Raw genomic sequence first — 26,475 nt, 5'->3', positions numbered from 1 at the left:
GGCGCCTGTGGTTATGTTATGCGTCTTGTTGGTGTTCATGCAATACAGCAAGTAACTCAGGGGTTAGCTCGGCTTTAGTTTGACTATGAAAATTAAACATCACAGCGACTGAAGATCCCGTAGTCGTAATCGCTTGTTGTTGCTCGCTGTAAATATGGTAATGCATGGTAAACCTATCGCTTTGTATATCGCTAATGCTCACACCAACATGCAAGGTGTCGGGAAAGGTCACCGGCCGCTTATAGCGTGCGCTATTGTCGCTGATCACAGGTCCAACACCCGATTTATACATCTCATCGAGCGGGAAAAAGCGATTAAAAAAGTTGATTCGAGCGATTTCGAAATAGCGGAAATAAACCACATTATTAACGTGTTGCAGTGCATCCATCTCTCCCCAGGCGACATTGATTTGGCTGCGAATGGGGTACCGCTTGGTAAATTGTTCCACTTGGCTTACTTCCTGTTGCTGTTATTGGGACTCAAATTAAAACGCATGTTTAATTGAGCATAACAGTATGTTTCGTCAGCAACAAGGGGGGGTGAATGGATCAAAAAAGGCATCGTTAACGATGCCTTTTGCTGGGTAAAATCACTGTTTAGTCTTGCAGTTTTAGCTCGGAAAAGCTGGTGATTTGTGGGTATTCACCAGTGCGCTGGGTGGTGTCGCGTACCATCTGTACCGTGCGCAGCCCCGCTTGTTCGGCGGCTTTTAACTCCTCTAATAAATCAGAGATAAACAGCACTTGCTTGGGTTTTAAGCTGATGGTGTTGATGATATTGCTATAGGCCTGCTTAAAGAGCTTATGGCCTGTACGAGTGTCGAAATGGCCATTGAAATATTCGGTCAAATCGCCGCCATCACTATGACTAAAAAGCAATTTTTGTGCATCTACCGAGGCAGAGGAGAAGCTGTAAACGCGCAGGTTTTCGGCTTTAAATTGCTTAATGGCATCGATAAAGTCAGGAAATATATGGCCCTTAAACTCGCCTTTATCATAACCCTGTTTCCAGATTAAGCCTTGCAGGGTTTTGAGCGGCGTTGCTTTACGGTCTTCATCTATCCATTGCTGTAAAATTTCGACGACACGATCCAGAGATGCTTCTGGTTCTAGGGCGATATCTTTTACATCGCTAATGCAGTTATCAACTAACACATTGTTTTGATTTTCTTTAATAAAATCGGGAAGCGCCTTCGCAGAATAAGAGAAAAGGATGTCTTTAATAAAGTTAAGATCGGTTGTTGTACCCGCGGTATCTACAACTATGGCTCTAATACCCATAATGTTGGCTTACTCCACATTGCATTAAAATTAGTCGCCTCAATAGCTACCCCGATCCTAAGCTGATTTCCCCAATTTGGCTAGCTTATTTGGCCAGCGCTGCGAGTCCAAGAGGTAAAATCAGCTTGCAGTGTAAGTCATTGACCCACTTAGTTCGCAGCGACAAAACCTTTGAGCTGTGCTCGGCGTCAATTGCTCATTTTTCTCTTAGTGGTCAGCGAGGCTGTATCTATTAATGATGCCCCACTTTGGTGCGAACGGGCTCAGTCGGTGCGTTTCGATGAGTGGTATAGCCGTTATTAGTAGGGGGTTGATGAGAGGCCGCACTTTGGCTAGCGTCGACCCAATCGGAGATTATGGCCGCTGCTTTGTCATTGGCGTCATAGTTGCAAGGCCTTGCTTATGGGCATTATTGGAGCAAGCTATGGCAGCCATGAGCTATTTGAGTGTAATAGAGCGATACCATGAACATGAACAGCTGGTGAAAGAGCTGCTGGAGTCGATTTTAGTGGGGATTAGCGATCCTGTGATGCTGTCGGACCCAGGGATGCGGGTGCGGGCTATGGCCGAAATGGCCAACAGCTACCCCTTCATCGAGTTGCTGTATATCTTAGATGCCGATGGAGTACAGATCAGTGATAACGTCGCCATTGTTAATCGAGTCGTGCAGGCTATTCCCGTGGGGCGTAACTTAAACCGCAGTCATCGGCCCTATTTTTCAAAGGCGCAACCACTCCAGACGCTGAATATCACCCATCCTTACTTGTCGAATGCCAGTGGTAAATTATGTTTGTCGGCCTCCTACCGAATTGGGGATAACGGCGAGCAAGGTTATATCGTGGTCGATGTGAATCTGACTCAATTGATCGAATTTATGATGGGCGATAGCGCTCGTCGTAAGGCGACCCCTTTATTTAAAAGTGTCTACTGCGCGCTGGTGCTGGGACTGTTTATTATGGTGATGGTGCTGATCAGTATGGCTGCGGTGGACATTGCCTCGCTGTTAGCTGACGGGCGAGTGCCCAGTGGCTCAATTAAACCCTTTGGCATTATTATCTTTATCACCTTGGCGCTGGCGGTATTTGATTTGGGCAAAACCATATTGGAAGAGGAGGTGTTGATGCACAAAGATATCTTCCGTCATAGCTCGACGCGGCGCACCATCACCCGTTTTATCTCCACCATTTTAATTGCTATTTCTATCGAGGCCTTGCTGACCATGTTTAAGGCATCGTTGGGTGAGATGAAATATGTTCAACCCGCTATCTGGATGATGTTTGCTGTGGTTGGTTTGCTGGTGGGGCTGGGGATTTATGTGTACCTAGGGGCTAAGGCCGAGCTATTGCTCAAGCAAGGTAGCGCTAAGCCTTAAGCGTTGTTAACGTTAAGCTGGCAACACATAGTGTTTAGTGAGTTGGGGACTTGCCGCCCACGCAGGCTTTGTTAAGCTGACGTGGGCGGCGAGCTTGGTTTAGCACAGGGTGCCCGTTTGCGTTATGGGCATTATCCAGTAGCGGCATGGATTGTGTTTGCATACCAAGGTAATAGCCGCCAATAGTGCCTCTTGTTGCTCGTTGGGATGCATAATTTCAAACTTACAAAACTCCCGATAACCTTCCACCTGCTCCTTAATATTAAAGTGGCTGTGTTCGCGACTAAAACCGCAGATATTGCCCAAACTAAAACCGGATAAAAAATCGAGTTCAATCAAGGTATCAACGATATCGTCTTTTATCTCGTTTTGGGCGATCAGCACTAACATCTGCTTCGGGCTCATTGACGTTTCTCCAGCCAGTAATAGAGGATTGGTAATAGGTATAAGGTGGTGATCGTCGAGGTGAGCAAGCCACCAATCACCACTATGGCTAAGGGTTTTTGAATTTCAGCGCCGGGCCCAGAGGCAAACACTAATGGCATTAAGCCAAACATAGCAGTCGTTGCCGTCATCAAGATCGGGCGTAAGCGCCGTGCTGCGCCTTGCTCTACTCGCACTAACAGACTGCTAAATTGGTGTTTAGTTTGCTCATAATAACTGACCATCACGACCCCGTTGAGCACCGCCACCCCCAGCAGCGCGATAAAGCCAACCGAGGCGGGTACCGACAGGTATTCCCCCGACAGATACAGGCTGACAATACCGCCCATCATGGCAAACGGCACGTTAGCGAGGATCAAGCCCGATTTTGCCAATGAGCCAAAGGTGGTAAATAAAATTAAGGTGATCAAGGCGATTGCAATGGGGATCACCAGTAATAAGTTGTTGGTGGCACGTTGCTGGTTTTCAAACTCACCACCAAAGCTGACGCTGTAGCCGCTGGGAAGTTTAACCTGTTCGGCGATTTTAGCGTCCAGCTCTTCGACAAAGCTGACAATATCGCGACCTTGTACATTGGTGGTGATCACCGAAAAGCGATCGCCTTGCTCGCGTTCAATTAAAATGGGCCCCTCTTTGTAACTTAGTGTCGCCACATCGGTCAGGCGTCTAAGCGAATGATCTGGCATCACCAATAGCTGATTTTGCAACTCATTAATGCTGCTTAAACTGCTTTGATTATTGGCCATCAACACTGGAGTGCGTTTTTTACCTTGCAGCACTTCGGTCACGATAACGCCCTCGAGCTGGCTCTTAAGGTAGCGCGCAAACTCCATGGTGCTCATGCCGAAGCCTCGGGCCAATTCGTTGTCTAAGGTCAGGTTGATAAAGGGGCTGCCCTCAATCATCGACATTTTGACATCTATGCTGCCGTTGGTGGCGCTGACTAACTGCTCAATTTGACCGGTTAGCTGGCCAAGTGTGTCGATATCACTGCCAAAGACCTTAATTGCCACATCGCCAATGCTGCCGGTCAGCATTTCAGATACCCGCATCTGAATGGGCTGGGTAAAGTTAAAGTTTACCCCTGGGTAATTGAGTAGTTCGCTGCGAATAGCATCAATAAGTTGCTCTTTGGTGTCAAAGCGCCACTCGCTGCGCGGCGCTAGCTCTAAAAACACATCGGTCTCGTTAAGCCCCATAGGGTCCAAACCTATCTCATCGGCACCAGTACGGGCCACCATCTGCTTGATCTCGGGTACCTTGGCTAGCAGGGTGTGCTCTATCTGTTTATCGATATTGATAGAGGCCTCGAGCGAAATCGACGGTGATTTTTCTAACTGTAAGATGATGTCACCCTCATCTAGGGTCGGCATAAAGGTTTTACCCACCAGACTAAACAGACCTAGGCTGATGATGAGTAAGCTAAAAGCGACAATCATAAAGGGCTTTTGGTAGACAATCGTGCTCTTAAGGCTGGCAAGATAAGCCGCTTTGAGCTTTTCGATCGCCTTGGGCTCCTGCGCCGCTTTTTCGTTAACTAAGTAAGAGGCGATAACCGGGATCACTGTGAGCGACAAGACCAGCGCCGAGAGCATGGCAAACACTATGGTGACAGCCACTGGAGTGAAGAGTTTACCTTCAAGCCCCGTAAGAGTGAGCAGCGGCGAGAAGACGATCATCACGATAACCGTTCCTGACACCACTGGGATCGCCACATCTTTGGTGGCACGAAAGATGAGGTGCAGCCGAGGTAAACGCTGTTTGGTGGCGATAAGGTTGACCATGTTTTCGACCACCACCACAGAGGAGTCGACTAACATACCGATGGCGATCACTAAGCCGCCTAAGCTCATTAGGTTGGCTGATAGGTTGAAAAAGTCCATCATCAAGAAGGTCATTAAAGCCGCAAGTGGCAAAGATAGCGACACGACAAGCGCGGCGCGCACATTACCTAAAAATAGCGCCAGCAACACAATCACTAAAATGACCGCCTCGAACAGTGCGTTAGAAATGGTATCGATAGCGGTGTTGATCAGGTTGGCGCGATCATAGAAGGTGTTGATCTCGCTCCCTTCGGGCAAACTGGCACTGATCTGCTCCAGCTTAGCTTTGATATTGTTGACCACGTCGGCGGTGTTAGTGTCTTTTAGCGCGATGATCAGCGCTTCTGCCGTTTCTTCACCATCTTTGGTCACTGCGCCATAGCGGGCAAGGTGACCTATCTGAATATCGGCTAAATCCTGTAGGCGATAAACCTTGGCATCGTCGGCCTTAATCACCAGTTGTGCCAGTTCGTCGATATCGTCGATACGCCCTTCGGCACGCACAATAATGGTGTCTGTGCCTATGGTAAGCTTACCCGCACCCTCATTATGGTTGTTATCGATAATCGCCTGCTGCAGGGCGGCAAAGCTGACTCCTGCTGCTGCCATCGCCGCAGGATTGGGGTTGACGCTAAAGCTTTTGGCATATCCGCCCAGAATATTCACATCGGCCACGCCTGCCACAGTGCGCAGTAGCGGACGCACTTCCCACTCAAGCAGTTGTCGGCGTTCCATCAGCGACAGATTCGGGTTTTCTAGCGAGAACATAAAAATCTCGCTCAGCGGGGTGCTCATAGGCGCTACGCCGCCAGAGACGCCTTCGGGAAAGCTGTCCCATACCGCGGCAAGGCGCTCGCTCACCTGTTGGCGTGCCCAGTAGATATCGGTACCTTCGGTGAAATCTAGGGTGATATCGCTGATGGCATATTTGGTGGTCGAACGTAAGATCGCCTGATTAGGAATACCCAATAACTCGGTTTCAATGGGCACGGTGATCTGCGCTTCTATCTCCTCAGGCGTCATGCCTGGCGCTTTGAGGATAATTTTGACCTGGGTCGGCGAGATATCGGGAAAAGCATCGAGCGGAATGGCAAACCAGGCGCGAGCACCGGCTAACATTAAGATCAGCGCCACAATCAGCACAAACAGGCGCTGAGTCAGCGAAAAACGGATCACAGAGGTCAGCATATTATTCGCCTCCTAGGCCGAGCATTATGCCTTTTACTGCGGCAACCGACTGAGATAACACTTGGATTTGGCTCAAGTCTTGGTCGCTGGCGACTATGTATTGCTGTGGGGTTGAGCCTAATATATCGATATTGATGGCCGTGAGTGTCTCTGCGGTTTGAGTAAACACTTGGGTCTCTTGCTGCCAGCTAAATACGCTGTTTTTCGGCAGTAAATATACCGCTTTTTGATACTCGGGTATCACAGTGATTTGTTGGCCTAACAGCAGGTTACACTCTTTTGGTACCGGCATTGACCATGCGCCCACAAATGCACCGTCGGCGATGGCTGACATCGAATCGATGGCGATATGGCCCTGGTTAATATTGATGGCCGAGAGTGACGTCGACTGGCTCATCGGTACATTAACTTGTACACGAATGCTGTCTGCTGGCACCAGTGAAAACAGCTGTGAGTCAGCCATATAGGGACTGTTGAGCGTGTTTAGTTTAACGATACCGGCCACGGGGGCGCTGATCACTAACGACTCGGTAGTGGCATCTTTACTGTGCACCATCTCCATAAAGTGTTGCATATGCTCAAACTCGAGGTGGCTGCTAAAGTAATCTTGGCTGATCTCACGCCACTTTTCGGCGCTGATACTGCCATTTTTTAATAGCGGCTTATTACGGTCATAGCGCTGCTTAGCCAACTGATACAGACTGCTGGTGGCCTCAAATTGTGCAAGATAATGAAACACTTCTGGCCCTGTTAACCTGACAATCTCTTGTCCTTTGGTGACAATCTGTCCCTGACCGACCAAGAAAGTGACCTGCTGGATATTTTCAGGGGTGCTCACCCAGTAATCGTTACCCGGTAAACGGTCAACTTGTGCCGGTAGTGGGCTACCTTCATAGCTCGCGACCTTTTGCGGTTGGGTATAGCTCAGTTCTAAGTTGCCTAAAGCCGCTAGGGCTAACGATTCGGCTTGTACCAAGCTGGTGGATAGGCAGGCAGATAAACATAACAGGCTTGCGCCATACTTGGCGATCATAATGAAATTCCTAAGGCTTGCAGTTGCTGAGAATGAAGTTGTTGTTGCATCACTTGGTTGAGCGTTAAGCGTGACTCAGTATCGAGAGCGTCCACATAACGGCGCAGCCAGATCTCGTAGCTCACCTGATCTTGGTCTTTTACTTTGGCGAGCTCTTCGGTAATGGTGCGGCTTAATGACAAGCCACGGCTTAAAAGGGCGTGTTGCTGTTGTAAATTACCTTGCTGCTGGGTGAGCTTGTCGATTTGGGTCGTTAACTCTAGGTAGGTGCGATCGCGAGCCAGATTTTGCTCTGTGTGTGCTTGCTGCCATTGTGATAGCTCACCTTGTGACAGCGCCGAACTAAAGCCCAGTGGCACTGTAATACCTAACCCCAATTGCTGGTCATCGACTTGATCGTCAGACGTGTTTTTTGCCGTAAGCGACACAGTCCAAGGGTCTTGTTCACCCGCTTGCTGGCTTTTGATGATCAACAGCAGTTGCTGCTGTTGTAACGTTTGCAGTTGCCATAGAGGATGCTGGGCTAAATCTGAATTGCCATTGGCTAGCGGGCGCTGGCTTTCGGCTATCTGGGTGGGAACCTCATCTTGTCCTGTCAGTTGGCGATAGAGGGCATGGGCTTCATCTTGTTGCTGCTGAATATCAATTTGCTCAAGCTCAATATCAACCAGCTCGCGCTCAAGCAGTAGCAGATTCGCCAGCGGTAACTCGCCCACATCGGTAAGCCGTTTTTGCTGGGCGTGTAACTTTTGCAGTAAGTTTGTTTTTCGCGCTAACTGCTTAAGCTTTACAGAGGCAATGCGATGCGCCCACAGGCTTTGCCTGAGTAATCCCGATAGGTACAAACTTTGTAAGGCTGATTGCTGGCTCTGAATCGCTTGGCTCAGCTGCGTTAAGCGTTTATCACTTCCGTGTTGGCCCGGTGATTTAAGGGGTAAGTTGAGCGACACTTCTTGCTCGTAACTGTTACCATTATCTAGGCTGCCCAAATGGCTCAAGCTGATGCTAGGTAGGCCGCTTAGCCAAGAAGATGCGCTTAATTCAAGTGCGCGCTCATCATTAAGCGTTGTGCTATTGAGCTGTGACGCTTGTAATCTGGTTTGGCTTAACTGGAGCAGAGGAGACAATGGGCGCTCAGGTGGGGTATTGCCTGTGGCCGTATGGCCGAGAATACTCGTGCAACTTAACACGCTTAACAGACATATCTTGATACAAGACTTTACAACAGACATACGCGATTTCTTTGCTTTTAAAGTGTGCTGTTAGTCTAAGGCTTGGTACACTGATGTCTTGGGGGAGATGTATCATAAAAACGCTTATGGTACATATGTCCCATAAGTTAATTTTATGATTTTATTTGTTTTTCCTTGTGGTGCCCAAATTGCGTCGATAAGGCGCTTGGTTATCATCATAGGCCTCATTATGCTGCTGGTAGGTTGAAAGTTGTACAGCTCGTAGCGAAATAGAGCCTAAATAGATGCGATATCAAATCAACTTATTAGGTGTCATTGATCTTGCTGATGGAGTAGAAGTTCCCATGAAAAAGGATGTCGTCATTATTGTGTTGTTGGTGCTAATCATGCTGTTTAAATTGCTTGATATTGTCGCCGACTTTCAGCTTGATATCCCTGCTTGGCATATAGCTCAAGAGGGGATTTTAGTGTTGCTTACTGTCATCGCGACCGTTTACTTAAGTCATGACTTGATGCGCCGTTCGCGGCAGGTGAAAACCTTAGCCCAGCGGCTAGCCAAAGCCGATAAGCAGATAGATAACATGACCAGCCAGATGCGCTCCGCTCGGCAAGAATATAGCCAGGCAGTCTCCAGTCAGTTTGCGACCTGGGGGTTCACTAAGAGCGAGCAACAGGTTGCCTTTCTCTTGTTAAAAGGCTTAAGTTTTAAAGAGATTGCCGAGGTGAGGCAAACCAAAGAGAAAACCGTACGCCAGCAGGCTTCCTCTATTTACAGCAAGGCCGATGTCGATGGTCGCCACACCTTCTGTGCCTGGTTTATGGAAGATTTTATCCAAGAGCATAACCAAGATGTTGCGACCAAAGCCCCAGCCAATGAAGCGGCCTAGCGGCGCGTCCCCAAGTTGACACTTACATATTGCAGACCATACCTAGACGTTTTGCCTAGTAGGTCGTATAGCTCCTAGCACTATCTAGCTGACCCAAGACCGTTTTAAGTAGGTTGTCCTTCTGCGAAAGCTCCGGATCCATAGGCTCCAATTGCTTTAACATAGAGGCTGGGAGGTTGTCGTACAGGATTAGATAGGCTCTATCTAGTTTTAACATAGGTAGCGCCTTGGCCAGCAGTTGGTTGGAAGCTGTAAATTGGCTGGTGTTCTTCGTCCATTGTGCCGTTAGCTTAGGCCAAAGCGGCTGATTGTTTAATGTGAGCAGGTAGGCTTCAGCATCCGGTTTGCTGAGAAAGACTTGTTGCTGAGAATCGTATACATAGAGTGCCGGAAATTTATGTTTTTGTTTAGCGGCCACGGTTTCTAACATTAAGGATTTGTTTTGTTGACCCAGAGCGATTAATTGGGATGAGTTGGCACTAACATTAATAGACATGAACATAAGGATTAATATAAATATGATACGCATAGTCGTCTCTAATTTAAGGTGAGTAGGGGACGATGTCCTCTACTTAGTTTTATTTAGCCAAGAGAGTCTACGCACTCTAGAACCTCGTCTTTTACGCTGCAGAAAATACTGCCACCGCCACCATCTTCTCAAATGTTATGGCATGAGGCCATCACATTATAAGAACTAAAGACGAGAGTTAAGAAAAGTAAGATAGTTTTATACATCTTTTTCATCCTTGATTAAATGATTAAATGATTAAATGGTTAAATGGTTAAATGGTTAAATGGTTAAATGGTTAAATGGTTAAATGATTAAATGATTAAATGGTTAAATGATTAAATGATTAAATGTTAGGAGTACATCCATATCTCCAGCTTATAACGCTATTTTATGTTAACTGTTGTGTCAACTGTTTTTACTATTGTCATTCTGGATAATTACTCGTATTGTTGAGGGGAACAATAGCATTAAATGGAATTTAATTATGTTTGAAATCCCTAAGGATAGAAGCCGTTTAAATAAAGCCAGCTGGTTTTTTTTTGCCGCAGTTGGGATCTCATCCGTTTTTATCCTGATTTTTTTAGCCAGTCGTCAGGCCTTCTCTTCCGATAACACCAATAGTCATTTTCCAGTCGCAGTCGTTATCAATTCTCCTCTAAATGTTACCGTTTCTGGTTATGGCAAGTTTGTTCCAAGAGTTCAGCGTGGCATTAATGCACTCAGTGGTGGGCATATAATAGAGGTATTTAAAAAACCGGGCAGTTTAGTTGCTGAAGGCGAAGTAATATTGAGCCTCAATAACCCTAAATTGCTGCGTTTAATGGAAACGAGTGAGTTGGCGTTATTAGAAGAGCAGGCTAATCAGCGAAGAGTAGAGGCTGAGTCAGCGCAGGCGTTAGAGGATCAACGCGGCAACATTCGGCTAGCCAAGGTGAAGTTGGCTTTGGCGGATGCAGAGTTGGTGGCCCATAGAAGGCTAAAGGATAATCAGGTCATTTCGACGCTGGACTTACACAAGGCGCAGGTTGCATGGGAGCAAGAGGACGCCATGTTGCAAATGGAATTAAGTCGCTTTCAGACGCTACAAAAAACACGAAAAGCGATTGAGGATTCTACTCGGTATCGATTAGAGAAAGCCATTAAAGAGAGAGAGTTACTGGTATCTGAAGTCGAACAGCTTAATGTCCGAGCGAGTATGACGGGAATGTTAACTGAGTTAGCCGATGGCTTAGAGATAGGTCGGCATGTCGAAGAGGGCCAAGCGGTCGGCATGATTGCGGATCTTTCTTCTTACTATGCTCGTATTAATATTACCGCTGCTGATGCCGAATATGTTAATCCAGGCTTGCTCACCAAGGTTCAGTTTAAGGGGGTTGAAATCATCGGCGAGGTTTCTCGCGTCGATCCCACGGTTAATAATGGTAGTGTTGAGTTGGATATCGGTTTTAGCGTTAATCTGCCTATGGCGGTAAGGCCAAATATCGATGTAACGGCTAAGATTGCTATTGCCGAGTATCAACATACGCTAGTGGTTGATAGACCTATTGGCGTCGTTCGGGCTCACCGTGAATATCCTATCTTTGTACTCGATGAGGTAAACGCTATATTTCAACAGCGTAATGTCACTATCGGTGATATTGCAGGGGATAAGATGCAGGTATTAAATGGTGTATTCCAAGGGGAGAAGATTTTACTCAAAGTACCTAAACACCTCGCAAATTCCTCCGAAATTTTGATGGCCGATCTTTATGAATAATAGTGTAATGAAACTGACGGGATTGAATAAGTCATTTATTAATGGAGCAGGAAATAATCATGTTTTAAAGCAGGTCGACTTTTCAGTCTATAGCGGAGAGATGGTTGCTATTCTAGGGCAATCTGGTAGTGGTAAATCTACTTTGCTTTCTATTATGGGCTTATTAGATAAGGCTGATTCTGGGCAGTATTTTCTCTGTGACCACGATGTGAATACCTTATCAGATTATCAACTTAGCCTGCTTAGAAATAAGCATATAGGCTGGGTCTTTCAAAACTTTAATTTAATTGCCGACATGACGGTAGGCGAGAATCTCTCGGTTCCCTTACGTTTTAATAAGTCAATTAGTCGCGTTGACTATGAAGTAAGGATTGATGATGTATTGCGCCAGGTTGGATTACAGGATAAAAAATTGTTTTACCCTGCAGAACTGTCGGGTGGGCAACAACAGCGGGTCGCGATAGCCAGAGCATTGATCTGCCAACCCGATATTATATTATGCGATGAGCCTACGGGTAATCTAGATTCGACAAATTCAGATAATGTAATGGAGCTACTTAGTGCGCTAAATCGAGAGGGGAAAACGGTACTGATCATCACCCATGATCCTGCCGTTGCTGCATGTTGCCAGAAGGCATATAAAATTCATGATGGGGAAGTCGCCTCCATGTCTCCTATGGAGTTTAAACATGCTGTTTGATCTCGTCTATGGTTGGCGAAAGTGGCGTGGTCAGCGTGGGGTTTGGAGCCTATTAATTGCAAGTCTATGCCTGTTCTGTAGCTTAATTGGTTTTGTGTTCAATCTATTCTGGTTACTGAGTAGCGATCGCCCCACATGGGTTGGCAGTCAGCAGCCTATGATGACCATTGCAAGTCAAGATCTTGGTGGCAACCTACAACCGACCTCGGGCTACGACATAGATTTAGTCGCCCGACTTGCGGGTGTCGATAGCGTCGCCAGTATAGCGATTCAATCGAGTGTGGTGACTATAGGGCTAAAAGAACTACCAAGGTTAACTATTGGCTTTTACTCACAAAATACCATTGAGTTGCTTGGATTACCTCAACCTTTCACGATGCAAAATTTTGAATCAAAGAAAGGCATAGTGTCAAAACGATTTTGGCAACAACATGTTGAGCCGAATGCTTCGCTAAGCGACAGTCGTTTATATTACCGTGATGCGGCTTTTCTTATTGCAGGAATAGCACCCACGGCTATGGAGCAACTGGGGGATTTTGGCGTCGATATCTGGCTACCGGATACCTATTTACAGTTGGGCGTCCCAGATATGTTTGCTGACAATCCTGCGCTCTTCTTGAAGACGAAAAACAATCGCTATGGCTTTGCACTGTTGGCACAAAAGACAGATATTGAGTCACTCCAAGAAGCCTATATCAATTTAAGATTGCAAACACCTAGGCCTGAAGGTGGATTTGTCGATAAGCACTATCGCCCTTGGTTGATCAGCGGTATAGAGCTCAACCCTAATAGTCGTGATATTTTGCAGAGACAGGCATGGATACTCCTGCTACTGCTGCTTGGTTTCGGTTTTATTATATTTAGCGGTATCGTGTCTGCGTATACTCAGCAGGGCATAACGCGTCGTGCCGAGATGAGTTTAAAGTTGGCGTTAGGGGGCAGCAAAATTGCGCTAATGGGGCAGTTATTGAGGGAGAGTATACCCGCATTAGTCTTGGTGGCGGCGCTAAGCCCTTTGCTAGGGGGCATAGTGACTCACTATGTTGGTACAATCGGTGTGTATCAGGATTATTTTATTGGCGGGGTTAAGTTTAACATCTGGCTTTGGCTGCTTGCCATTTTCTGCTCTCTCACACTATTTGTTTGCTGTGCATTACTGCCGTTAAGTGGCTCAATAACCACGATGTTTTCTCGAGGTAGGCAGGGACATATGAGCAAGGTGCAACGGCGTGCTAGCCAGGTAATACTCGTATTGCAGCTTGCCGTTATTATGGGTGTTATGGTGATCTCTTTAAGCCTAATGCATCAGGAACTACGCAAGTATTCATCTGTGGTCATTGCTCAAGACGTTAAAAGTTACCAGCCTAATGTTGACGGTCGTTTAAGTATAGCTTTAACCTCAGAGCAGCTTGACGGTGAGTGGAGCCTTGGTGGGACACCGGTCGCACTCTCTTCCCGTCACTTCACTCAAGTCGGTGCTCCATCGCTAAAATATCAATCAGAAACTGGGGTGGGGCTCGAAAAACCCATCAACGGTCTATATGTTTCTCATAACTTTTTTAGTCTGTTGGGTATTCCCGTTTTAGCACGAGGAGTGTTGGCTGAAAATGCGGTAATGATAAACCACGCAATGGCATCACAACTCGCTGTTGAATTAGGTTTAAGTCATTGGAAGGCTGCCAAAGGGTTAGCGCTAAGATTGTCTGGTTTTTACTATGAAAAGCATGTTCGCGTAGCTGGTATTGTGGGGGATTCTCCTCATTTTGGTATAGCAGCCAAACCTAAGCCTTTAGTTTACCTGAGCTTAAAAGATCAAAATCCACTCTTTGCCAGCCGAATAGCCCCTGTGTTTTACAGTAAAAGCAGCAATAAGGATGTGATTGCATCTCACTTGAATGATTGGGCCTCATTGCAATCACCAAGGCTGACTTATGCTGGCGGGCGAAGCTTAGTGCAGCAAATTGAAGATACGGACGTTGCCGGCAAACTACTGTTCATAACCTCCTGTGCCATGGCTTCACTCATCATCTTTCTAGTGATATTTACGCTTTATAATAAATTTTGTTATGGCCTAAAAAGCGAGCAGATGAAGTGGGGAGTAATGTTAGCCGTTGGGGCGAAAAAAGAGACGCTGATGGCGAAAATGGTATGGGGTAATATGCTATTAACCTTTATCGCTACTGTGCTGACGTTGTGGACTTTTCTGCTATTAGAGCACCACAGTCAGACGTTGATGGGGGTGTCTCTATTTCAACCTATAGTGTGGCTCTTTTGTATCACCTTGAGTGTATTTTTCATTATTTCGATTAGTCTGTGGGCGGCAAGGGGGCTATTGAGACAAAATATCAGCGTACTAGTTAGTGGCTGAGGCTTAGCTCTATGTTCGCCGATTCAGTAAGGAAGTGGCTGTTGTCAGGGAAAAGGCTAACAGACTCAGTTGCTCGTTGCGGTCTGATTGCTGTGAGGCAATAGGCCGCGAAGGAGTGGGCTGACTCTCAACGCTTTTAGACATACCTGACTGCAATTATATTGGCTTAGATGTATGCGGGCCTTTCTTTCATCGATATTAATCGCCTGTAGCGGGCTTATGTGCAGGTATGTTCATCGTCTCTTCGATTAACCCTTTTGGGTTAATGCCGCCAAATAAATATTGTGGGTATCAGTGCATGTTAATGTATCGGCGAAGCTAGATGCATTGGTTTTGAGCCTGCGTGTTTATAGATAAATGACTAATTTATCTTATTTTATTCTATGTTCTGTTTCGTGAGATCAAGGGGGCGTTGAGGTCGAGAACGTTGGTTTGTTAAAAAGCACTAGCAGAAATGTCATAAAAATCAGTGTCGAAGTTAGAAATCATTGCCATTGATTCTTTTTTGGTCTTAATCTTACTGTCAGCCTAAATAGTGAACAGGGTTATGTATAGATACATGTAATCTGCGTTTTTATTATCGCTATCCTATTCACTGTATCACGTTGATTTAATAGTTTAAAAGTTCAATATAAAAAGGAGTTTTATATGGGGTGTGCTTGCTGTGGATCTAAGTTAAATAGTGGCATGTTGACTAAAATTGATTTCAAAACTGGTCAAAAATTTAAGTCATGTCCGCACTGTTCGGCTGCCAATGGGGGGGAGCATGTGTTTCATCCATATCCTGCTCAATTTGGCAAAACTCCTGCCCGTGTAACGGTAAGAAATCCTGATGGACATCAAAGTTATTGCATTGATTGTCGGGGGTTAGACAAAGGCATTGTTTCAACAGTACACTCGCATGGACGTTCTTGTAGTACTTTTTAGCAGGTATTAATGCAGTTATTTCGTGATGACGCTATAAGTTGGTTATCAACGCTCGCCGATGCGAGCGTTGATCTTATTGTGACTGACCCACCATATGAATCTCTTGAAAAACATAGGAAAATAGGAACCACAACTCGTTTAAAAGTCAGTAATGGTTCGAGTAACCAATGGTTTGATATTTTTCCTAATCAACGCTTTGAGGAGCTGTTCACTGAAATTTATCGTGTATTAAAGAAAAACGCTCATTTTTATCTGTTTTGCGATCAAGAAACTATGTTTTATGTGAAGCCAATAGCTGAGAAAGTTGGTTTTAAATTCTGGAAACCAATAGTTTGGAATAAGCTCGCGATTGGTATGGGCTATCACTATCGAGCTAAATATGAATTTATTCTTTTTTTTGAGAAGGGTAAGCGTAAGTTAAACGATCTTGGCATACCCGATGTTTTGGAATATAAAAGAGTGCATCGGGGCTACCCGACTGAAAAGCCTGTCGAGCTGATAGAAATTTTGATAAAGCAAAGTTCTCTCCCCAATGAGTTAATCGCCGACCCATTTTTTGGTTCTGGTTCTGCTTTAATCGCTGCAAAAAATTTGGGGCGAAAGTCGATGGGGTGCGATATTTCAGAGGCAGCACACTCTCATATTCGCCAAAGAGTCAAAATTGATGAGTTGAATTAATCATTAAGTTATTCAAGTGGTGCTAAGTATACGAAATGGTTATGTGCGAAACAAAAAGTCCAATCGAAGAGATTGATGACTAAGTGTAAGCACGCGTTTGGCCTTCGGTGGCATGGCAGCTCTTTGACATATATGTCATCGCTGCATTTGTTAATCCACATCAGATGCTACCGCAGAGTGCCTAGGGAAGGGCTCGAACAACGTCCCTGTTTAACTGCCAGTTCGTCATCCATGCCTCTCGTTCGTGAGCTAGAAGCTGCGCTTCACTCACCGTGTCGAGGCGGTATCTGCACATTAGGCCGTTCTTTCACATCCATGTGATCACGACATTGGTATGTCCCTATACCGCATCTGCGGCAGGCAATTAAGATAACTAATAGGCCATGGTTATCTAACCCTAAAACGAGTATCAAACTACTTTCGGCTAACTCAATCTAAACGATGAGTCAGCCTCATCGCTTAGGTTAAGTGAAAGTTATTGATGCACTAATCGGCCTTTTTTCACCACATCCTTACACACATTAACCCCATAGCTATAGGCCAGTGCGGCTGGGGTGGTGATATCCCAGTGACAGAAGTCGGCTTGCATGCCAGCGCGTAATACGCCGACACTCTCTTCAATACCCAGCGCCTTGGCGGCGTTGCGTGTCATGCCGGCTAAGGCTTCTTCTGGCGTTAAGCGGAACAGGGTGCAACCCATGTTGAGCATCAATAGGCTCGAACACAGCGGTGATGAGCCGGGGTTGTAATCGCTGGCGAGCACCATAGGCACTTGATATTGGCGCAACAAGTCGATAGGAGGCATCTGGGTTTCACGCAGGAAGTAGTATGCGCCTGGCAGCAGGGTGGCACAGGTACCGCTTTCACTGAGGGCCTTTACGCCCGCTTCGTCTAAGTATTCGATATGATCCACCGATTTAGCGCCCAGCTTGGCGGCCATAGCCGAGCCGCCTAAATTAGATAACTGCTCGGCATGAAGCTTGATATCCAGCCCTGCCGCTTTGGCGGCGTTGAGTACGCGCTCCGTTTGCGCTAGGCTAAAGGCGATATTTTCGCAAAACACATCGACGGCATCGGCAAGGTTTTCAGCTATCACCGCGGGTAGCATCTCGTCGATAACGAGATCCACATAAGCGTCGCTATCATTTTTATACTCTGGCGGGATCGCATGGGCGCCTAAAAACGTGGTTTTTACATCCACATGATGATGCTTGCCAAGCTCACGGGCAACGCGCAGCAGTTTGAGTTCGGTGTCGGTATCCAGCCCATACCCTGATTTTATCTCGACCGTGGTTACTCCCTCTTTAGCTAGGGCATTGAGACGTTGCCTTGCAAGGTCAAATAACTCGGCTTCTGATGCGTCACGGCAGGCTTTGACTGTCGAGATGATACCGCCGCCCGCCCGCGCAATCTCTTCGTAGCTGGCGCCTTGCAGGCGCAGTTCAAACTCATTGGCACGATTACCCGCGAACACTAAATGAGTGTGGGCATCGATAATGCCCGGGGTCAGCCAGCCGCCTTTACCTCTGTAAACTGGGGTTGACAATACGTCAAATTGCGGCAACTCACTGCGTGGGCCAACCCAAGCAATTTTGCCCTCTTTTACCGCCAGAGCCGCATCGGTGATTGCACCGTAAGGCACTGAAATATCTGGATCCATTGTCGCAATGTTGACGTCAATCCAAACCTGATCCCAAGACATAATATTTCCCTCAAGGTGCGACCTAAACATGTCGCGATCATTAATTTGTGTGAGCTAGCTTGTGCTTGCTTGTATATACAAGCTAGGATTATAGCGGTTAATTTAATCACTTTTAAAGTGATATTGCCCTATCACAGTGTGCATCAAGATGATGGGGTCATCACCATAAGCCTAAGGAGCTTAGATGGCTACGCCTAAGTTTGCTGAGATTAAACAATTCATTCTGACCAAGGTTGAAACCGGTGAGTGGCAACAACATAGCCGCGTGCCGTCTGAAAATCAGTTAGCCGAGCAGTTTGAGTGTAGTCGCATGACGGCCAGACGGGCGTTAACAGAGCTCACTGAATCGGGCGTGCTCGAGCGCTCTCAAGGGCTAGGCACTTTTGTGGCTGGGCTAAAGTCGCAGTCGTCGATGCTGGCGATTCGCAATATAGCCGATGAGATCAAAGACCGCGGTCATGGCTATAGCGTGCAGCAACTTGAACTAAAACAGATTCAGGCGCAAGCGCAGACCGCGATAGCCTTGGGGCTCGAAGAGGGTAGCCCTGTATTTTACTCACTGTTAGTGCACTGCGAGCAGGGTGTGCCATTACAGTTGGAGGAACGCTATGTTAATCCGCAACTGGCGCCTGATTACCTTGAGCAAGATTACACTTTGCAAACGCCTCATGAATACCTGTCATTTGTGGCGCCCTTGACCGAGGCACGTCACACCATCGAGGCGATCCTTGCCAATCCGTCACAGCAACAGCAATTGCAGATTGAAGGCAGTGAGCCCTGTTTGCAGATCTTACGTCGCACCTGGTCACGCCAAGGTGTGGTGAGTTTTGCGCGGCTTATCCACCCGGGTAGTCGTTTCCGTTTAGGTGGTCATTTGACCTTTAACCGTTAACGCCTGCCTGATGAAATGAGCGTAACACCAAAAATATTAAATATAACAATCGCGTTAAGCGATGAGATAACACAAATTGAGGAAAACCCATGACCAATAGACACGATCCAAGCCGTCGCATTATCGCGCCCCACGGCACAACATTAAGCTGTAAGAGTTGGCTTACCGAGGCGCCGATGCGCATGTTGATGAACAACCTGCATCCCGATGTGGCCGAACGTCCAGAAGACCTCGTGGTCTATGGTGGCATTGGCCGAGCGGCGCGCGACTGGGCGTGTTATGACAAGATCATCGAAGTACTGCAGCGGCTAGAAGACGATGAAACCTTGTTGGTGCAGTCTGGTAAGCCAGTGGGCGTATTTAAGACCCACAGCAACGCGCCTCGCGTGATCATCGCCAACTCAAACCTAGTACCGCATTGGGCTAACTGGGAACACTTTAACGAGCTAGATAAAAAAGGTTTGGCTATGTACGGCCAGATGACCGCGGGGTCTTGGATCTATATTGGCTCCCAAGGCATAGTGCAGGGCACCTATGAAACCTTCGTTGCTATGGCTAAGCAGCACTTTGGTGGTGACGCTAAGGGTAAATGGATCTTAACTGGCGGCCTTGGCGGCATGGGCGGAGCCCAACCTTTAGCAGGCACAATGGCGGGCTATTCGGTGCTGGCTTGTGAGGTTGATGAGACGCGTATCGATTTCCGCCTACGCACCCGCTACGTCGATAAAAAGGCCACTAACCTAGATGAAGCGTTAGCTATGATCGATGCAGCGAACAACGCGGGCACTCCCGTATCAGTCGGCTTACTTGCTAATGCTGCCGATGTGTTTGCCGAGTTGGTCGAGCGCGGCATTACCCCTGATGTGGTGACCGATCAAACCTCTGCCCATGACCCACTTAACGGCTATCTACCACAGGGCTGGACGCTAGAGCAGGCTGCTAAGATGCGTCAAAAAGATGAAGCTGCGGTAGTTAAGGCGGCTAAGCAATCGATGGCGGTACAAGTTAAGGCGATGTTAGCGCTGCAAGAGGCTGGTGCTGCGACGACCGATTACGGCAATAATATTCGTCAGATGGCGTTCGAAGAGGGCGTAGCGAACGCATTCGATTTCCCCGGTTTCGTGCCTGCCTATGTGCGTCCGCTGTTTTGTGAAGGTATTGGCCCATTCCGTTGGGCGGCACTGTCTGGTGATCCCGAAGATATCTATAAAACCGATGCCAAGGTCAAAGAGCTTATTCCTGATAACCCGCAGCTGCATAACTGGCTGGATATGGCGCGCGAGCGCATTGCGTTTCAAGGTTTGCCTGCGCGTATCTGTTGGGTGGGATTAAAAGACCGTGCGCGTTTAGCGTTAGCGTTCAACGAGATGGTTAAAAATGGTGAACTATCGGCGCCAATTGTGATTGGTCGCGATCACTTAGATTCAGGCTCTGTTGCCAGCCCTAACCGTGAAACCGAATCTATGCTTGATGGCAGCGATGCGGTATCGGATTGGCCCTTGATGAATGCATTGCTCAATACAGCGAGTGGCGCCACTTGGGTCTCCTTGCATCATGGTGGTGGTGTCGGCATGGGCTTTAGTCAGCACTCGGGTGTGGTGATTGTGGCCGATGGTAGCGATGATGCCGCCGTGCGTTTAGGCCGTGTATTGTGGAATGACCCTGCAACAGGGGTGATGCGTCATGCCGATGCCGGCTACGATATTGCTAAGCAATGCGCCGCCGAGCAGGGCTTAGATCTGCCCATGCTCACCACAGCAAATAAATAATAACAATAATAAGAGAGCGTATTTATGCATCATTTAGTATTAAAACCGGGCACCCTTAGCCTAGAACAACTGCGCGAAATTAGCCGCAGTAAAGTGAGCCTTGAGCTGTGCCCGAGTGCCATTGCCGATATCAATACCAGCGCCGACTTAGTGAAAAGAGTCTTGGATGAGGGTCGCACTGTCTATGGTATCAACACAGGTTTTGGTCTGCTGGCCAACACCAAAATAGGTAATGATGATCTGCAGTTGTTGCAGCGTTCTATCGTGCTGTCTCATGCTGCGGGGACCGGCCAACCTATGCGCGATGCGACTGTGCGCCTGATGATGGTGCTCAAAATTAATTCCCTGAGCCGTGGCTTTTCTGGTATCCGACTTGAGGTGATTAACTTTCTTATCGCCTTGGTCAATGCCGAAGTTTACCCTTGTGTGCCAGAGAAAGGTTCTGTGGGGGCATCAGGCGATTTAGCGCCACTGTCACACATGTGTCTGCCGCTGCTTGGTGAAGGCAAGATGAGTTATCGTGGTGAGCTGATTTCAGCTGCTGAAGGTCTTGAAATCGCAGGTCTTAAACCCATTGAGTTGGCGGCCAAAGAAGGTTTAGCGCTGCTTAATGGAACACAGGCGTCGACCGCATTAGCACTGGAAGGGTTGTTTAACGCAGAAGATCTATTTGCCGCTAGCTCGGTGATTGGTGCCATGAGTGTCGAAGCGGCAATGGGCAGTCGTAGTCCGTTCGATCCTCGTATTCATGCGGCGCGTGGCCAAAAAGGCCAGATCGATTCGGCAGCAATTTTCCGTCATCTATTAGGTGATGAGTCGGAGATCAGTCTAGATCACGTCAACTGTGAGAAGGTGCAAGATCCTTACTCTCTGCGTTGTCAGCCGCAGGTATTAGGTGCCTGTTTGACCCAAATTCGACATGCTGCCGATGTGCTGGCGGTTGAGGCTAATGGCGTGACCGATAACCCATTAGTGTTCCAAGATACTGGCGACATTATCTCTGGCGGTAACTTCCACGCCGAACCTGTGGCAATGGCTGCCGATAACTTGGCGATTGCGATTGCCGAGCTGGGGTCGATTGCCGAGCGTCGTATTGCACTGCTGATCGACTCAAATCTGTCAAAACTCCCGCCATTCCTTGTCGAAAATGGCGGAGTCAATTCAGGCTTTATGATAGCGCAAGTGACTGCGGCAGCCTTGGCATCAGAGAACAAGACTTACGCACATCCGGCGTCCGTTGACAGCTTACCGACCTCGGCTAACCAAGAAGATCATGTATCGATGGCCACGTTTGCGGCCCGTCGTCTGCGTGATATGTCAGAGAACACTCGTGGTGTTCTGGCGGTGGAGTTACTCGCTGCGGCGCAGGGGCTTGATTTCCGAGCGCCATTGCAGCCCAGTGTCGCGGTCGCCAAAGCCAAGGCGGAGCTGCGTGAGTTAGTCACCTATTACGATAAAGACCGTTTCTTTGGCCCTGATATCGAGTCGGCCACCGAGTTACTGTTGGCGGCACGTTTTAACGCGTATTTGCCAGCGGGTATTATGGCAAGCTTTTAGAGGTATTTTAGGCGGTCATATGCCGGTGGGTTCGCTCGGTTTGAATCAATTGATGGCGCATAGGCTGTTGGGATTAAGCCTTAAGTTGGTATTGTTCAAGGGGGCGAATCGATATAGCGTGGTGACTCGCTATTACTGTTAGAGGATATGTATAGATGCAGCAAGGAGTCGCGTTTCAGGATGCCTATCCTGATGATTTAAGCCACTGTTATGGCTGTGGTCGTAATAACAGTCAGGGCCATCAATTGAAGAGCTATTGGCGTGGGGATGAGACTGTTGCCCACTTTATGCCCGAACCGTTTCATACAGCCATTCCGGGGTTTGTTTATGGTGGGCTTATTGCCTCGCTTATCGATTGCCATGGTACCGGCAGTGCCAGTGCTGCCGCTCAGCGCGCCTTGCAACAGATGGGGGAGGTGGATATTGAGCCGCCGCGATTTGTGACCGCGGCGCTGAATATTGATTACTTAGCACCTACACCAATGGGCGTAGAGTTAGCGCTTGTTGGTGTGATTAAAGAGGTGAAACCGCGTAAAGTGGTGGTCGACATTACATTGTCTGCTGGCGGAACCCTTTGTGCTAGAGGTCATATGGTAGCGGTTAAGATGCCCGATACCATGATGTAAGTGACTTGCTGTATCGCATCTTAATGTGAAGTGCTAACCAAAGTGGCGCAAGCATGGATGACTGCGCCACTTTGGTCTCATCAATAACTAGACCAGTGATGTTAATTTGAGCGTGAATAAGCTGGCTTAGCGTGAGTCCATCTCTTTCATTTTGAGTGTCAGTAACTGCTTGCTCCACTGAGCTTTATCTACCCCTTCAATCCAAAACGTGTCGCTCTTACGGGTTTGACCTTTGCGAAGATAGGTCTCGGGCATCCTAAAAATGGCCTGCCACACTTCAACCGTCTCCTTCTTGATTAGCTGACCTGAGTCGGCAAATAAGCCTATTTCTAGCTCGATCATCACATAACTTTCTGGGCTGGTGCTGCTAAGTTCGAAGCTAAGTCCTAGGCGCCCCTTACTGTCCCATTGGCTATTTAGGTAGCTAATTTTAACCCCATTTTTTGCCGTAGACTTAAGCAGGTCTGACTGCTCGATGGCGCGATGGCTTAAGCTATTGGCGACCTCGGCGGTGGTGACGGTCGCGACTGTTGCACCTTGTGCCGCAGCATTGAACTCGGGCGTATTTGGTGCTGTGCTTGTAGGCGTATCTTTTGGGGCTTGTGCTGTGGGTTGGTTTTCTAGAAACACATATTCCCAAGTAAAGTCATCATTGAGTTTGACGCTAGCGCCATTTTCAAGGGTGACAATAGCTACTGGCTCTGGCGCCATATCCTTAGCGAGCGTCGATAGCGATATCAGCATCATGGCCAAGGCGGCATAATAGGGTAGTGCTTTATACATGGAGTTAAACCGATTCAATTAGGGTTGCCGAGGAGGCTAGCATAGACAAACTGAGAGAAAATTTATACACCATATCAAGCAACATAGGCTTTTTATGCCTCAGATAGGGTAAGCCACTGCGCGAGTTTAGGTTTTCAGGGCTGAGATTAACGAGTATCGGCTACTGTGTGTCATCTCGCCTTACAGTAAACACCTTCGGCAAGGGTTGTCATGGCGGCAATTCTTATGGCGTAGAAATGGATTGTTGTTCGGCTTTATATTACAGTCGAGCAATAGGATTAAAACAGCTTTAAAAATAAGTATTTGTAATGATTTTGTTAGTGAGCTGATACACATGGATGACCCGCCACATATATGGCGATGTTAACGGTTTAGCGGCGCGAGACATTTCGCCTCAGGAGATAAATATTTTGGATCAAGAACTACGCATGCATGTGTCGCAATGGCTGGCTCATTTTGGTATCGACACCCCAGCCGATGGCGTCTCTACTGGGATTATGTTGCTAGGGAGCTTACTGATCGCGCTTATCGGTTACCTGATTGTCAAGCGTGGTGTGGTGCAAGCTATGAATCTGGTGATAATGCGCTCTAAGGTCACTTGGGATGACATTTTTATGCGCCATCAGGTGCTAGAGAAGTTTGCCTTGTTGGTTCCGACCTTGATTTTAAGTATCTTACTGCCACTGGCATTAGTGGAGCACCCACTGTTGAGCGGTTTGGTCGACCGTCTGCTAGATGTCGCTGTCGTTATTTTGTTTGTGCGCGGGGTGTATTGTGCTCTGGATGCGCTGAATGAGATTGCCGATGTTAATCTTATCAGTCGACGTTTACCGATTAAGAGCTTTGTGCAGCTGCTAAAGCTGTTTATGTTCTTTGTGGCTATCATCATCTCTATCTCTGTATTGGCCCAGCAGTCTCCGGTGTACTTCCTCAGCGGCTTAGGTGTCGCCACCGGTTTGGTGATGTTGGTGTTTCGTGACACGATTTTAGGTTTTGTTGCGGGGATCCAACTTGCCGCCAACCGTATGGTGAGTCCTGGTGATTGGATCCAGATGGACAAATATGGCGCCGACGGTGCGGTCGAAGAGGTGTCATTGACCACGGTTAAGGTGCGTAATTGGGACCGTACACTCACCATGATCCCCGCTTATGCGCTGGTGTCTGATGCCTTTAAAAACTGGCGTGGCATGCAAGAGTCGGGTGGGCGACGCATTAAACGTGCGGTAAATATCGACATCGATTCGATAGCCTTTCTCAATGAAGAGCAGAAGCAACGCTTAGGTAAAATTAATTTACTAAAAGAGTATCTGGCTCGTAAAGAGGCTGAAATTACCGAGTTTAACGCCAATGTCGAAGATGGTGATATGCCAGTTAACAGCCGTAACCTAACCAATGTGGGCACGTTTAGGGCCTATCTACTGGAATACATGCATAAACACCCAAAAGTGCATCAAGAGATGACGCTGTTAGTGCGTCAATTAGCCCCGACAACCGAAGGCTTACCGATAGAGATCTACATTTTCACCAACGATACCCGCTGGGCTATTTATGAAGATATTCAGGCGGATATATTCGATCATATTTATGCAGTGCTACCGCAATTCAATCTGCGAGCGTTCCAATCACCTACCGGAGGGGATGTCCGTAGCCTAAAGACTGAGCGCCCGCTTTAATCTGTGACGGCTTGAGGGGATTATGCCCTCAAGCTCACTCTCTGGTAACTAAAATGGTGGCGAGGCTAAGAAACACGCCACCACTGACTCTGTCGAACCAATGCAATCGATTACTGGATTTGAGTTTAGGAGCCAGCATGTTTGCCATGCTGGCATAGATCATCACAAAGCTAAAATCTATCACCGCCCAGGTGAGCGCCAATATGGCCAGTTGTGGCATTTGGGGCTGATGGATGTCGATAAACTGTGGAAACAGTGCGCCAAAGAAGAGCAGATCTTTGGGGTTACTGATACCCACTAAAAATGCCTCTTTAAACATTTGTTTAGGCGATCCTTTGCCTTTGATATATTGCAGATCTAGCCCTTGGGCGCTGGCCTTGGCCATGATGAGTTTAATGCCAAGAAACAGCAGATAAGCAGCGCCACAATATTTAAGCAGCGCAAAACCATGCTCTGTGGCACTGAGTAGTGCGCCCAGCCCCGCAGCAGAGGCTAACATCAAGAGTAACGCTGAGCTGACGCTGCCTAGCGCCGTCGCCAAGCTGCGGGTTTTACCGAAATGGATGCCGTGGCTCATCGACAGCACAGCCATGGTGCCCGGTGAAATGGCAATCAAGAAGACGGCAAACAGGTACAGTAACCAGGTATCGAAATTCATCGTAAAGCTAGTAGATAAAGTGGGCAGTGGCCGCACTATAACCAGAGCGCTCCGCTTTAGCAAACCTGCCCGTGGCTATTTTTGCGCGCTGTAATCGGGAATGGTTTTAGGGTGGCGCCCCTTGATGGTACGGTAGAAATCTAAGATGGTTCTCATCTCTTGTGCTATGTCACCGCTGACTTTTATGGCGGGTGGGATCACCACGGTTTTATGGGCAAAATCCAGTGCGACCGTGACAATGGGGACATCGGCTGCCAGTGCAATATGGTAGAAGCCAGTTTTCCAGCGCGTGACGGGGCTGCGGGTGCCTTCGGGCGCTAGAGCCAGCTTAAAGTGGGCATCAGCTTTAAACAGCTGTGCCACGGCGTCCACTAGATTGTTATTTTTGCGCCGATCCACTGGCGTGCCGCCAATGGCCTTAAACAACCAGCCCCAAGGTGGAATAAATAGCTGATGTTTACCGAGGAAATGGATGTTGTGCCCCAGAGCGCCACGGGCCAATACACCGATAATAAAGTCCCAGTTACTGGTGTGGGGGGCCACAATGGCAATGTATTGCGGTGTGGTCGGTAAGGCGCCGTCAATTTTCCAGCCCATCAACTTGAGTAGTGTTTTACACAGGGTTTGCAGCATAATTTTAGCTCTTTTAATAATG

22 protein-coding genes are annotated in these 26,475 nt (G+C 47.6%); 11 read left to right on the top strand and 11 right to left on the bottom strand.

Features of this window, described 5'->3' with window-relative positions; all coding sequences use genetic code 11:
- Nucleotides 1-16: 16 nt before the first annotated feature.
- The gene (locus DN599_RS06485) at nucleotides 17-448 is read right to left on the bottom strand and encodes an acyl-CoA thioesterase (RefSeq protein WP_110456856.1); all 432 of its coding nucleotides are present in this window, start codon (nucleotides 446-448) and stop codon (nucleotides 17-19) included.
- 148 nt (nucleotides 449-596) lie between these two features.
- The gene (gene mtnC, locus DN599_RS06480) at nucleotides 597-1,280 is read right to left on the bottom strand and encodes an acireductone synthase (protein ID WP_110456855.1); all 684 of its coding nucleotides are present in this window, start codon (nucleotides 1,278-1,280) and stop codon (nucleotides 597-599) included.
- Between the two features lie 424 nt (nucleotides 1,281-1,704).
- Here mtnC and DN599_RS06475 point away from each other — a divergent pair, with 424 nt between their 5' ends.
- Nucleotides 1,705-2,652 carry a PDC sensor domain-containing protein gene (locus tag DN599_RS06475; protein WP_110456891.1) on the top strand — a complete coding sequence of 316 codons (948 nt, stop codon included), beginning with the start codon at nucleotides 1,705-1,707 and terminating at the stop codon, nucleotides 2,650-2,652.
- Between the two features lie 99 nt (nucleotides 2,653-2,751).
- Here the strand turns inward: DN599_RS06475 and DN599_RS06470 are convergent, their stop codons facing one another.
- The 4 genes from DN599_RS06470 to DN599_RS06455 are packed head-to-tail and all read right to left on the bottom strand — an operon-like array spanning nucleotide 2,752 to nucleotide 8,372.
- On the bottom strand, nucleotides 2,752-3,057 hold the full coding sequence (locus DN599_RS06470) for a DUF3240 family protein (protein ID WP_110456854.1): 306 nt from the start codon (nucleotides 3,055-3,057) through the stop codon (nucleotides 2,752-2,754).
- On the bottom strand, nucleotides 3,054-6,107 hold the full coding sequence (locus DN599_RS06465) for an efflux RND transporter permease subunit (RefSeq protein WP_110456853.1): 3,054 nt from the start codon (nucleotides 6,105-6,107) through the stop codon (nucleotides 3,054-3,056). Before DN599_RS06465 ends, DN599_RS06470 begins: the two co-directional genes overlap by 4 nt.
- A 1-nt stretch (nucleotide 6,108) precedes the next feature.
- Entirely contained in the window at nucleotides 6,109-7,140 is a 1,032-nt protein-coding gene (locus DN599_RS06460; RefSeq protein WP_110456852.1) for an efflux RND transporter periplasmic adaptor subunit, read from the bottom strand.
- Entirely contained in the window at nucleotides 7,137-8,372 is a 1,236-nt protein-coding gene (locus tag DN599_RS06455; protein ID WP_110456851.1) for a metal transporter, read from the bottom strand. The genes DN599_RS06460 and DN599_RS06455 overlap by 4 nt, the downstream gene beginning before the upstream one ends.
- Before the next feature lie 305 nt (nucleotides 8,373-8,677).
- Here DN599_RS06455 and DN599_RS06450 point away from each other — a divergent pair, with 305 nt between their 5' ends.
- Nucleotides 8,678-9,220 carry a helix-turn-helix transcriptional regulator gene (locus DN599_RS06450; protein ID WP_110456890.1) on the top strand — a complete coding sequence of 181 codons (543 nt, stop codon included), beginning with the start codon at nucleotides 8,678-8,680 and terminating at the stop codon, nucleotides 9,218-9,220.
- A gap of 55 nt (nucleotides 9,221-9,275) precedes the next feature.
- Here the strand turns inward: DN599_RS06450 and DN599_RS06445 are convergent, their stop codons facing one another.
- Entirely contained in the window at nucleotides 9,276-9,749 is a 474-nt protein-coding gene (locus DN599_RS06445) for a hypothetical protein (RefSeq protein ID WP_110456850.1), read from the bottom strand.
- Between the two features lie 466 nt (nucleotides 9,750-10,215).
- Here DN599_RS06445 and DN599_RS06440 point away from each other — a divergent pair, with 466 nt between their 5' ends.
- The 4 genes from DN599_RS06440 to DN599_RS06420 all read left to right on the top strand — a co-directional run bounded on the left by DN599_RS06440 (nucleotide 10,216) and on the right by DN599_RS06420 (nucleotide 16,160).
- Nucleotides 10,216-11,487, top strand: coding sequence for an efflux RND transporter periplasmic adaptor subunit (locus tag DN599_RS06440; RefSeq protein WP_110456849.1), 1,272 nt, complete (start codon nucleotides 10,216-10,218; stop codon nucleotides 11,485-11,487).
- Nucleotides 11,480-12,187 carry an ABC transporter ATP-binding protein gene (locus DN599_RS06435; RefSeq protein ID WP_239473244.1) on the top strand — a complete coding sequence of 236 codons (708 nt, stop codon included), beginning with the start codon at nucleotides 11,480-11,482 and terminating at the stop codon, nucleotides 12,185-12,187. The genes DN599_RS06440 and DN599_RS06435 overlap by 8 nt, the downstream gene beginning before the upstream one ends.
- On the top strand, nucleotides 12,177-14,555 hold the full coding sequence (locus DN599_RS06430) for an FtsX-like permease family protein (protein ID WP_110456847.1): 2,379 nt from the start codon (nucleotides 12,177-12,179) through the stop codon (nucleotides 14,553-14,555). Before DN599_RS06435 ends, DN599_RS06430 begins: the two co-directional genes overlap by 11 nt.
- A 936-nt stretch (nucleotides 14,556-15,491) precedes the next feature.
- Nucleotides 15,492-16,160, top strand: coding sequence for a DNA-methyltransferase (locus DN599_RS06420; RefSeq protein ID WP_110456845.1), 669 nt, complete (start codon nucleotides 15,492-15,494; stop codon nucleotides 16,158-16,160).
- Between the two features lie 475 nt (nucleotides 16,161-16,635).
- Here the strand turns inward: DN599_RS06420 and hutI are convergent, their stop codons facing one another.
- Nucleotides 16,636-17,862, bottom strand: a complete 1,227-nt coding sequence (gene hutI / locus DN599_RS06415; protein WP_110456844.1) for an imidazolonepropionase — start codon at nucleotides 17,860-17,862, stop codon at nucleotides 16,636-16,638.
- A 184-nt stretch (nucleotides 17,863-18,046) separates the two neighbouring features.
- On the opposite strand from hutI, the gene hutC reads away from it, so the two are divergent.
- The 4 genes from hutC (at nucleotide 18,047) to DN599_RS06395 (ending at nucleotide 22,706) form a co-directional block, all read left to right on the top strand.
- Nucleotides 18,047-18,754 carry a histidine utilization repressor gene (gene hutC / locus DN599_RS06410; protein ID WP_110456843.1) on the top strand — a complete coding sequence of 236 codons (708 nt, stop codon included), beginning with the start codon at nucleotides 18,047-18,049 and terminating at the stop codon, nucleotides 18,752-18,754.
- Between the two features lie 89 nt (nucleotides 18,755-18,843).
- Nucleotides 18,844-20,523 carry a urocanate hydratase gene (gene hutU / locus DN599_RS06405; RefSeq protein WP_110456842.1) on the top strand — a complete coding sequence of 560 codons (1,680 nt, stop codon included), beginning with the start codon at nucleotides 18,844-18,846 and terminating at the stop codon, nucleotides 20,521-20,523.
- A 24-nt stretch (nucleotides 20,524-20,547) separates the two neighbouring features.
- Nucleotides 20,548-22,080: a histidine ammonia-lyase gene (gene hutH / locus DN599_RS06400; protein ID WP_110456841.1), complete on the top strand. Its 1,533-nt coding sequence runs from the start codon at nucleotides 20,548-20,550 to the stop codon at nucleotides 22,078-22,080.
- A 155-nt stretch (nucleotides 22,081-22,235) separates the two neighbouring features.
- Nucleotides 22,236-22,706, top strand: a complete 471-nt coding sequence (locus DN599_RS06395; protein ID WP_110456840.1) for a PaaI family thioesterase — start codon at nucleotides 22,236-22,238, stop codon at nucleotides 22,704-22,706.
- Between the two features lie 126 nt (nucleotides 22,707-22,832).
- Here the strand turns inward: DN599_RS06395 and DN599_RS06390 are convergent, their stop codons facing one another.
- Nucleotides 22,833-23,489: a DUF3157 family protein gene (locus DN599_RS06390; protein WP_110456839.1), complete on the bottom strand. Its 657-nt coding sequence runs from the start codon at nucleotides 23,487-23,489 to the stop codon at nucleotides 22,833-22,835.
- A gap of 410 nt (nucleotides 23,490-23,899) precedes the next feature.
- Between DN599_RS06390 and DN599_RS06385 the strand changes: the two genes are divergently transcribed.
- Nucleotides 23,900-25,162 (top strand): mechanosensitive ion channel family protein, encoded by a 1,263-nt coding sequence (locus DN599_RS06385; protein ID WP_110456889.1) that lies wholly within the window; start codon nucleotides 23,900-23,902, stop codon nucleotides 25,160-25,162.
- 34 nt (nucleotides 25,163-25,196) lie between these two features.
- Here DN599_RS06385 and DN599_RS06380 read toward each other — a convergent pair whose 3' ends face one another.
- Both DN599_RS06380 and DN599_RS06375 read right to left on the bottom strand, forming a co-directional pair.
- Entirely contained in the window at nucleotides 25,197-25,820 is a 624-nt protein-coding gene (locus DN599_RS06380) for a LysE family translocator (RefSeq protein ID WP_110456838.1), read from the bottom strand.
- A 75-nt stretch (nucleotides 25,821-25,895) separates the two neighbouring features.
- Nucleotides 25,896-26,453 carry a lysophospholipid acyltransferase family protein gene (locus DN599_RS06375; protein ID WP_110456837.1) on the bottom strand — a complete coding sequence of 186 codons (558 nt, stop codon included), beginning with the start codon at nucleotides 26,451-26,453 and terminating at the stop codon, nucleotides 25,896-25,898.
- Nucleotides 26,454-26,475: the final 22 nt, after the last annotated feature.

The sequence above is a fragment of the Shewanella algidipiscicola genome, assembly GCF_900380485.1.
Taxonomy (GTDB): Bacteria; Pseudomonadota; Gammaproteobacteria; order Enterobacterales; family Shewanellaceae; genus Shewanella; species Shewanella algidipiscicola.
The sequence above is the reverse complement of the archived record's forward strand: the minus strand, read 5'-3'. Positions and strand labels throughout refer to the sequence as shown.

Coding starts and splice junctions, on each gene's coding strand:
- mtnC (WP_110456855.1), bottom strand. CDS start 1,280: ATGGGTATTAGAGCCATAGTTGTAGATACCGCGGGTACAACAACCGAT.
- DN599_RS06475 (WP_110456891.1), top strand. CDS start 1,705: ATGGCAGCCATGAGCTATTTGAGTGTAATAGAGCGATACCATGAACAT.
- DN599_RS06470 (WP_110456854.1), bottom strand. CDS start 3,057: ATGAGCCCGAAGCAGATGTTAGTGCTGATCGCCCAAAACGAGATAAAA.
- DN599_RS06465 (WP_110456853.1), bottom strand. CDS start 6,107: ATGCTGACCTCTGTGATCCGTTTTTCGCTGACTCAGCGCCTGTTTGTG.
- DN599_RS06460 (WP_110456852.1), bottom strand. CDS start 7,140: ATGATCGCCAAGTATGGCGCAAGCCTGTTATGTTTATCTGCCTGCCTA.
- DN599_RS06455 (WP_110456851.1), bottom strand. CDS start 8,372: ATGTCTGTTGTAAAGTCTTGTATCAAGATATGTCTGTTAAGCGTGTTA.
- DN599_RS06450 (WP_110456890.1), top strand. CDS start 8,678: ATGAAAAAGGATGTCGTCATTATTGTGTTGTTGGTGCTAATCATGCTG.
- DN599_RS06445 (WP_110456850.1), bottom strand. CDS start 9,749: ATGCGTATCATATTTATATTAATCCTTATGTTCATGTCTATTAATGTT.
- DN599_RS06440 (WP_110456849.1), top strand. CDS start 10,216: ATGTTTGAAATCCCTAAGGATAGAAGCCGTTTAAATAAAGCCAGCTGG.
- DN599_RS06435 (WP_239473244.1), top strand. CDS start 11,480: ATGAATAATAGTGTAATGAAACTGACGGGATTGAATAAGTCATTTATT.
- DN599_RS06430 (WP_110456847.1), top strand. CDS start 12,177: ATGCTGTTTGATCTCGTCTATGGTTGGCGAAAGTGGCGTGGTCAGCGT.
- DN599_RS06420 (WP_110456845.1), top strand. CDS start 15,492: ATGCAGTTATTTCGTGATGACGCTATAAGTTGGTTATCAACGCTCGCC.
- hutI (WP_110456844.1), bottom strand. CDS start 17,862: ATGTCTTGGGATCAGGTTTGGATTGACGTCAACATTGCGACAATGGAT.
- hutC (WP_110456843.1), top strand. CDS start 18,047: ATGGCTACGCCTAAGTTTGCTGAGATTAAACAATTCATTCTGACCAAG.
- hutU (WP_110456842.1), top strand. CDS start 18,844: ATGACCAATAGACACGATCCAAGCCGTCGCATTATCGCGCCCCACGGC.
- hutH (WP_110456841.1), top strand. CDS start 20,548: ATGCATCATTTAGTATTAAAACCGGGCACCCTTAGCCTAGAACAACTG.
- DN599_RS06395 (WP_110456840.1), top strand. CDS start 22,236: ATGCAGCAAGGAGTCGCGTTTCAGGATGCCTATCCTGATGATTTAAGC.
- DN599_RS06390 (WP_110456839.1), bottom strand. CDS start 23,489: ATGTATAAAGCACTACCCTATTATGCCGCCTTGGCCATGATGCTGATA.
- DN599_RS06380 (WP_110456838.1), bottom strand. CDS start 25,820: ATGAATTTCGATACCTGGTTACTGTACCTGTTTGCCGTCTTCTTGATT.
- DN599_RS06375 (WP_110456837.1), bottom strand. CDS start 26,453: ATGCTGCAAACCCTGTGTAAAACACTACTCAAGTTGATGGGCTGGAAA.